Origin of the sequence: Kitasatospora aureofaciens, from assembly GCF_019192735.1 — a bacterium.
Taxonomy (GTDB): Bacteria; Actinomycetota; Actinomycetes; order Streptomycetales; family Streptomycetaceae; genus Kitasatospora; species Kitasatospora aureofaciens_A.
Map to the genome: position 1 here is coordinate 1 of NZ_JAHTKP010000121.1, position 7922 is coordinate 7922.

The window sequence follows — 7922 nt, forward strand, 5'->3', positions numbered from 1 at the left end:
TCCGAAGCCATGATCCACATCGCCTCGATCGACAACCTCGCCAAGCGCATAACGGACGAAACCACACCATCCTGGCGAGGGACCTACTAGGGCATAAAGGGCAATCCGCCTACATCAAACGCCCTCTAAGGGCTTCGACGCCGGCTCCCGCCGGCGCCTCAGCAGGAGCTCATGAGCTCCGCGCCGCATTGATGCCCCTTCCGCCTGCGCGAACTCTTCAAGCGGCATCTCGGCCGGGCGTGTCATCTCCCATGGCCGTGCTGCCACTCGGGGCAGCACCAACAGAATCGTCCCAGCGGGCGGTCCAGGAACCACGATTCTGCATAAACTGGCCCGAACAGAGCCCCCGGCGGCTGAAACCGAAGTCGGCCTGGAACTCCCGCGCGATCGCGTCGATCATCCGGGGGTGGACCAGCCACCGCCCGCCGCGCTTCGGCGTCCGCTCTCGGAACAACGACTACGTCCGCGCCCACTTCGCGTTAGAAGTCGTGCGGATAGGCAGGATGGGCACCTCCTGCTCACATCAGGCGCGTGTCTCCCGTCTCCTCGAGTCACAACGCTCCGTGATCGCATGGTGGTTCTCTCGTCCTGGGCCGCAGTGCTCGTGGGGGTGAGTGCGCGGTACTTCCGGGCCGGTCTGCGGGGGCGAAGGGTGTGGTGGTGGGGTCGGTCAGAGTCCCGATCATGTCTGACGCTATGCCATACGACGCCCTGCGCGCTGAACCCGCCACGGTGGACGAACGGTTGACCGCCCCCGAGTTCCTCGTGGGCGCTGCTCCGGAGGAGGTCGGTGCGCTGTTGCATCGTGCGTCGGGTTCCTCCGCGCTGTTGGCGGCTGCGGTGTACGGGGCCTCGGCGCACCTGCACCACGATGCCACGCCATGACCGGCCACGTCGACCGGGTGTGGTCGGTGGCGACGGCGGTAGTGGAGGGCCGTGCCCTCGCCGTCACCAGCGGCGACGACGGGACCGTGCGGGTGTGGGACATGGTCACCGGTGAGCAGGTCGGCGAACCCTCATCGGACCCGGCAGCGGGGTGCGCGCGGTGGCGACGACGGTGGTGGACGGTCACCCCCTCGTGGTCGGCTGCGCCAGTTGGAGGGTGTGGGTGTGGGATCTGGTCCGCGTGACCGCTCCTTCCATGACTGGGATCAGTGCGGCTGGCACCATCGGGAGTTCCACGCCGGTCCGGCCCGGGTGCTGTACCGGTGGCGGGTGAACCGGCTGCTCGACGGTGCCGGGATCCACTGCCGACTGGCCGATGAGGGGGAGGACCAGGGGCGGTTGGTGGCCGTGACGGACGACGCCCGGGCCGAACTCGTCCACCGGGCCCTGGCCGTCACCGACCCCGACATCAAGTAGCGCACCGCGCACGCCATCGCCCTCTACCGCCGCCGCGGCGCAGCCATCGAGGAGAAGCGTTCGGCGATCATTGCCCTGGCGGGCATCCTCGAGGAGCGACGCGACCCTGATCCGCACCGAACTCGGAAAGCCCGACGACGGCGCCTTGTTCGTGATCGCCAACAAGTTCGAGATCCGTCATCGCGACGCTTCCCAGCAGGAGGACTACGACCCGGCGTTCCTCCACTGGATCTTCTGGTGGTACCTGGCCACGGTCGAACTCACCACCACACTTGCCGGGCGCCAACAGGCCGACGGCTGAACTGGTCACCTTGGCCAGGCTGTTCCGTCCTCTACTTCAGCGGCCGGTTGAGGCGCTCGGATGGCGTACCGCTCCGACGGGGCCACGGTGGACGCTCCGCCGAAAGCCGGGCACTGGATCACGCCGACGGCCTCGATTTGCGAGCCCCGAACGACAATCCGGACGTCATCCTGCTGCCCGCTGCGGCAGTTCGGCGCCGCCGAGTACTCAGCGGGCTGCTCAACGAGTGCCATGCTGCGTCGATCCCATGCTCTCGACCGCGGCGGGAAACGCCCAGGTCAACGGCCTGATCGGAGTTTTGACACCCGTCAGAACCATAGCTGTTTGCATACCCACGAGTTGTTCGCCTACTGGGCGTGCATCGTTTGTCGCTCGGCATCGCGGATGGCGCGAGCGGCGTTGATGAGCCCGATGTGGCTGAAGGCTTGGGGGAAGTTGCCGAGGGCCTCTGCTGTGGTGGAGTCGGTCTCCTCGGCCAGCAGGCCGAGGTCGTTGGCGTGTGCGAGGGCGGCTTGGAAGACGTGTCGTGCACGGGTGGTGTGGCCGGTGAGGGCGAGGGCTTGGGCAAGCCAGAAGGTGCACAGCAAGAAGGTGCCTTCTTCTTCCTGCAGCTCGTCGGTGAGGTAGCGGCGGACCAGGCCGTTGCAGTCAGTCAGGTGGGCGGCGATGGCCAGCACGGTGGACTGGACGCGGGGATCGTGCGGCGGCAGGAAGCCGACGATGGGCAGCATCAGCACGGAGGCGTCGAGATCGTCACTGTCGAATGCCTGGGTGAAGGCGCCCAGGCCGGGGTTCCAACCGCGTTGTTCGATGGCTTGGCGGATCTGGGCGCGCTCGTGCTGCCAGTGGGGCAGGCGTTCGTTGGCCTGGAGGGTGGGGGCCATGGCGATGGCGCGGTCCAGGGCGACCCAGCACATCAGTTTCGAGTGGAGGAAGTGTCCGCTGGGGCCGCGTCTTTCCCAGATGCCCTGATCCGTTTGGGTCCACCGCTGGGCGGCTGTCTCGGCCGCTTGGAGCAGGAAGGTGCGGGTGGCCGGGTCGAGAGGCTCGCCGGGCGGAAGGGTCTGGTGAGCGGCGTCGAGGAGTTCGCCGTAGACGTCGAGTTGGCGTTGGCGCCAGGCGTCGTTGCCGATCCGAACGGGGCCGCTGTTGCGCCAGCCGGTCAGGTGCGGCAGGACCCGCTCGCTCAGGTCACGTTCCCCGCCGATGCCGTACATGATCTGCAGGTCGATGCCGCGGTCGAGTTGGGTTGCCGCGGCCCGGGCGAGGAAGCCGAAGAAGCGGTTCTTCTCCTTCTCGCAGGCGGCCGTGGCAAGCGCCTGAAGGGTGAAGCTCGCGTCGCGGACCCAGGTGTAGCGGTAGTCCCAGTTGCGCGTCCCGCCCATTGTCTCGGGCAGGGAGGCGGTGGGCGCGGCGACGATGGCCCCGGTGGGAGCGAAGGTCAGGGCTCGCAGCACGCGTCCGCTGTGGCCCACCTCGTCCTGCCAGGGGCCGATGTAGCCGCGGTGGAGCTTCGACCAGGAGCGCCAGCCTTCGATGGTGTCGGACATGCGGCGCCGGATCCGCCCCGCCCGCCAGCCCACCGACTCCCTTTCCCATGCCGGTTTGACCTGTAGGGCGAATCCGAGGCGGTGCCCCGCCGAGAGCGGGATTCGGCCGTGCGCTGTGGAGCCGCTCACTCGCAGGTCGACGGGGCTCGACAGCAGCAGGACATGGGCGCCCCCGTACGCCGCGAGCCCGCCTCGCACGGCTGACAGGAGTGGGTGGACGAGTCCGAACTCCGGGCGCGGCGCGTAGGCGATCTCGATGTCCACCCGCCCTTCGGTGCAGGTGATCTGCCGCAGAAGTGTTCCCGGCGAAGCGGTGCCGAGCGCGTGCCCGCGCTCGCGCCGCCCCAGGGCAAGGGCATCGTGCAGGACCGCCGTACCCGTGGTCGTGCGGAAGGTCGTCTCCAGAACAAGGGTGTCCTCGACGTAGCGGCGGCTGATGTCGACCGGGCCGATAGGGCGGATCGACCAGTGGCCGGCGTCCTCGTCGAGGAGTCGGGCGAAGATCGCCGGGCTGTCGAATCGGGGCAGGCACAGCCAGTCCACCGAGCCGTCGGAGGTGACCAGCGCGGCCGAGCGGCAGTCGGACAGCAGAGCGTGGTCACCGATCGGTCGCGCACTCATGCGTCGCAGCCCGTCCACCCTGGGCCGGACGCGGCCCGGCCGGGACGACGTGAGCAGTCGCCTGCGCCGCAGCTCTCTCCAGGTGCTTGACGAGTGTCACTGATCCCGGCCTCCCTGCACGGCGGATTCACCCCCACCCAATCAGCACGATCGGTGGATCGCACGTGCCGGCCAGCGGCGGTTGCCCCGACTGGGTGGTGGCACGGCCTGGTGCCGCGCCCCACGCTGGGCGTCTGGTCGGCGTACGTCGTGTCTCCTCGCCACCGCGTGGTCAGCCCCGCCTCAGCAACGACGTCCCGAGGTAGGGTCCTGGCGGGCGAGGGCGAGTAAGCATCGGTGGCCGCATCTCCACTGGTCGGTGACGCTGAGGGCAAGGTCCTCGGCGATCCTGTGGAGCGCTGGTGCTCCCAGACGTGCCCAGGCAAACGGCGGACCCTGGTGGCCGTGGATGTTTCGAACCGGGCGGTGCACCGCTCCTCGACATCGTCGGGGTCGACCTCGACGAGGAGGGAACCCGTCGGGGCGGTGAGCTGGATACAGCGGACGTCATGGTGCAGCGTCGTGACCCGGTGCGGGTCGTTCCTTGGTGGCGCGGGTGGCTCGATGGACGCGGCGGAGCTTGAGAGCGAAGGCCAGTGCGGAGGCGGCGAAGAGCACGGCGGTGATGGCCAGCCACCGGCCGAGGTAGACGCCTTCTGGCAGTCGTGCGGCACCGGGGTAGGGGATCGACAGGTCGAAGATGAGGGGGAACCAGACGAGCAGGAGCACGCCGGCGAGGAAGGTGGGCACGCGCAGGTAGTTGATCCACGGCGGTTGTGGCATGCGGGGTGCTCGATGCCGCAGGACCGCCTGTGCCGACAGGTCGGCGAGTGAGTACAGGGGCAGCAGGATCAGGTCGTGGAGGATCGCCGCGCCGACGAACCAGATCGCGACCTCGAGCGGGCGGACGGCGAACAGGCGCACCAGGGCGTAGCCGGTGATGGCGAATGAGGCGATCAGGACGAGAAGGTGGAGGGGGCCGGAGCCGTACCAGCGGACGAAGCGCGCCATGGTCAGGTCCTGAAGGTGAGCCGGTGCACCCACTTGGTGTTGTTCACGCCGGGGTTGGCCGGGACGATGACGCGGGCCGGGTAGCCGTGGTCGAGTGAGAGGTCCGCGCCGTTGACGCGCAGGGCGAGCAGCGATCGGGGGTCGTGGATCTGGTTGCCCCGCAGTACCACCGAGCTGTAGGGGCCGGGTGGTTGGACGGATTCCACCAGGACGCTTCCGGCGTCGGGGATGCCTGCGAGGGCGGCGAGGTCGGCCAGCCGGAGGCCGTTCCAGCGCTGGTCGGGGGTGGACCATCCCTCCACGCAGGCGATCGGCAGTGCGGCGGCGTGCTGGGGCATCGCGAGGAGCTGTGCGCGGGTGAGGACGAGCATCGGTCCGGGGCCGTGGATCTCCAGCCGCCAGTCGGGGCCGACGTGCGCCGGGTTGATGCCGACGGCGGCGGCGGTCTTGTTGATCTGGAAGCCGTTCGGGCCGCTGCCTGGGTCGCGGTTGTGCGGCGCGAGAAGGGCGGTGCCCCGCAGCCGGCCGCCGATGCTCTGTCCCGCGGTGACCACGAGGAGGAGCAGCGATCCGCCCCCCACCATGGCGAGTGCGCCGCGCCGGGTCGTGGTCGGCGCCGCAGGCCCGAGTGCGACCAGGCCATCCGGATCGGGTGGCTCCGGCTGGGTGTCGTCGAGCCCGGTGCGCATCTCCGTCAGCAGGTTGCGGGAGCGCAGGGCGCGGGTCATCCGCCTGAGTTTGAGGCTCGCGTGGACGACGAAGGCGGCGATGAACACCCAGGCGCCGTAGAAGTGCAGGGTGTAGAAGGAGCCCGGGAAGACGTAGTAGAGCTGGATGTTGAGGATCCCGGTGACGAACTCGAAGACGACACCGCCCACCAGCGCCAGCAGTGACAGCCGCTCCAGCGCCTGGGCGGCGCTGCGGGCCGGCGGCCACTCGAACAGCTTCGGGATCACCGACCACAGTTTGGCCAGCACCACCGGCACCAAGACCACGCCGAGGGTCACGTGCACGCCCTGGGTGAGCCGGTAGAGCCAGTACGGATGTGTGGGCCAGTCGAAGAGGTAGAAGCCCAGCAGGCCCTTGTCCGGGGTCTGGTCGTTGAGTGTGCCGAGGCCAGGGTTGTAGGCGGCGTAGGACAGCGCGCCGGTCACGAAGAGGATCGGGATGCCGACAAGCAGCACCAGGCCGAACACCGAGGTCAGCCAGGGGCCACGGATCGGGCTGCGCCAGAAGCCGGGACGGAACGGCCCCGGGGGCGGAGGAGTCTGCTCGACCCGTCGCACGAGGGCCCGGATACCAGCGGTCCCCTTGGTGGCCAGTGCCGCCGCGGCAGCGCGAACGCGTTCGAGGCGCCCCTGCGCGTGACCCTTCTCCGAACTCGGGCGCTGCGGCCCGTCGGAGCCCGGGGCCGGCGGCCGTCCGCCACTGTCCATAGGCTGCCTCCTCTGTCCCCGGGCGACTCTCCAAGGGGTGGATCGAACCCCACCGCGCCGTCAGTGCCTGTCGAGTCGTCAGCAACAAACTGGCACAGATCGGATCGTTAGTCCGTCTCTGGCGTGCATGCGGGTGTCCGTCGCCAGCCGAACGGTCGAACCGGCACTCCGCACGGCTCGACGGGTCGCACGGTGGCCTCATGATGGTGGGGTGCGACGCCTCAGCACACGGCACTGTACCTCCGCCCGGCCGGGCCGCACCGTGCTGACCAGGGAAGTGTGCTGGTTCGTCGTGATCGGCGTCGCCTCCACGGTGGCCCAGGCATTGCTGTACTGGGTTCTGCGCCACTGGTCGCCGCCTGTCCTGGCCAATTTCGCCTCCCTTCTTGTCGTCACCGTCCTCAACACGGAGGCCGACCGCCGACTGACCTTTCGCAGGTCCGGCGGCCAGTCCGGCCACGAGCTTGCCCCACACCAGCCCAGCGCCCAGATGCCCGAACAGCCCGAGCGCGAGCACGAAGTACACCCCGACGCGAGAGGGGAGGCTTCGCAGTCGTCGCTCGCGTGCCCCGGTCTCGTCCAGTACCGCATCCACCAACTCGGGCGGGATGACCTGCGTTAACTCACCGATGTGACCAGGCGCGAACACGTCATCGGTTCCGCCCGTGACAGACTGAGCCACTGGGCCTCTGTGGCTGTTGTCTTTCCGGGCTTGAGGGTTGCGTTTCTGCTGGTCAGGCATAGGGTCGGCGGTCTCGGGGAGTGGTGACGCGTCGAGTCGTCGCTCTGGTGGAGGTCGGGATGCCGTCGGTCGTGGGGCTGCTGGAACAGCGTGAGCTGACCGCTCGCCGTCGCATGGACGAGCCGCGGGAGGAGGCCGACCGTATCCAGGCCGAGCTGGCCGTGGCTGAGCGGGAGTGGAACGAGTGGGTCATCGCCCGCTCGCGGGTCGGCGAGGTGCTGGCCCCGACCGACGGCGATGCCGCCGGCCCCGATGCCTCCGAGAACCTGCCGGATCCTGGTGAAAAAACCGGTTCGACCCGAACCAGCGGAGGCGGCGAAGCCGAAGTCCGTGGTCCCGGTGTGGCGCGCGGGGCTGTCCTGGTCGGTATTGTCGGTGGACTACCAGCGGATCCTGCAGGCTCTCGCGGACCGGAACCGGCTCGGTCAGGGTCCGCTGACGTGCCAGGAGATGGCCGCCTGCTTCGGCCTGGATCCGGTGCCGGGGAAGGTGGAGGCGTTGCGGTCGAAGGCGAAGCGACTGGTGGCCCGTGGGTGGCTGGCCGAGTCGGCGCCGGGCCGGTTCACGCTCGCGAAGGGCGTGGCCGGGCAAAGCGGCGGGTCATGAGCAGGGTCATGGACCAGTAGACCATCGCCTCGGCGCTGTTGGTGGAGCGTTCGAAGTCCCGCACGAGGCGGCGGCTTCGCATCAGGTGTGCGGTTGGGTCGGCCGCGCGGCGAGGTGCCTGCCCGTGGCAGGTCCTTTTCCGCGCGGCCTCCCGCCGAGTGAAGTAGGCCGCCGACGAGGTGCCCGTGGTTCGGGTCCTTTTCCGACGGCCCCTTCCCGAACCGTGCTGGCGAGCTTTCCCCGCACACGGCTCT

General features: G+C 69.2%; 4 protein-coding genes and 4 pseudogenes. 4 read left to right on the forward strand and 4 right to left on the reverse strand.

Annotation, left to right across the window (positions count from 1 at the left end; all coding sequences use genetic code 11):
• The 3 genes and pseudogenes from KV557_RS40985 to KV557_RS43860 form a co-directional block, all read left to right on the forward strand.
• A pseudogene (locus tag KV557_RS40985) lies at positions 1–90 on the forward strand (IS5/IS1182 family transposase); the annotation flags it as partial.
• A 594-nt stretch (positions 91–684) separates the two neighbouring features.
• Entirely contained in the window at positions 685–885 is a 201-nt protein-coding gene (locus KV557_RS40990) for a hypothetical protein (protein ID WP_218207169.1), read from the forward strand.
• 231 nt (positions 886–1116) lie between these two features.
• Positions 1117–1663, forward strand: a pseudogene (locus KV557_RS43860) (hypothetical protein); the annotation flags it as partial.
• A 347-nt stretch (positions 1664–2010) separates the two neighbouring features.
• On the opposite strand, the gene KV557_RS41005 reads toward KV557_RS43860, so the two are convergent.
• The 4 genes and pseudogenes from KV557_RS41005 to KV557_RS41025 all read right to left on the reverse strand — a co-directional run.
• Positions 2011–3834 carry a glycoside hydrolase family 15 protein gene (locus KV557_RS41005; protein WP_218207175.1) on the reverse strand — a complete coding sequence of 608 codons (1824 nt, stop codon included), beginning with the start codon at positions 3832–3834 and terminating at the stop codon, positions 2011–2013.
• A gap of 546 nt (positions 3835–4380) precedes the next feature.
• Complete coding sequence (locus KV557_RS41010; protein ID WP_218207177.1) at positions 4381–4884, reverse strand: hypothetical protein; 504 nt, start codon at positions 4882–4884, stop codon at positions 4381–4383.
• 2 nt (positions 4885–4886) lie between these two features.
• Positions 4887–6170: a molybdopterin-dependent oxidoreductase gene (locus KV557_RS41015; RefSeq protein ID WP_308130312.1), complete on the reverse strand. Its 1284-nt coding sequence runs from the start codon at positions 6168–6170 to the stop codon at positions 4887–4889.
• A 598-nt stretch (positions 6171–6768) separates the two neighbouring features.
• Positions 6769–7062, reverse strand: a pseudogene (locus KV557_RS41025) (transposase domain-containing protein); the annotation flags it as partial.
• Positions 7063–7121: 59 nt separating this feature from the next.
• Here KV557_RS41025 and KV557_RS45090 point away from each other — a divergent pair.
• Positions 7122–7668 (forward strand): annotated as a pseudogene (locus KV557_RS45090) (hypothetical protein).
• The last annotated feature ends 254 nt before the right edge of the window (positions 7669–7922 follow it).

Bases quoted from the DNA above. Each gene is read 5' to 3' on its own strand.
- KV557_RS41005 (WP_218207175.1), bottom strand. From the start codon at position 3,834: ATGAGTGCGCGACCGATCGGTGACCACGCTCTGCTGTCCGACTGCCGC.
- KV557_RS40990 (WP_218207169.1), top strand. From the start codon at position 685: ATGTCTGACGCTATGCCATACGACGCCCTGCGCGCTGAACCCGCCACG.
- KV557_RS41010 (WP_218207177.1), bottom strand. From the start codon at position 4,884: ATGGCGCGCTTCGTCCGCTGGTACGGCTCCGGCCCCCTCCACCTTCTC.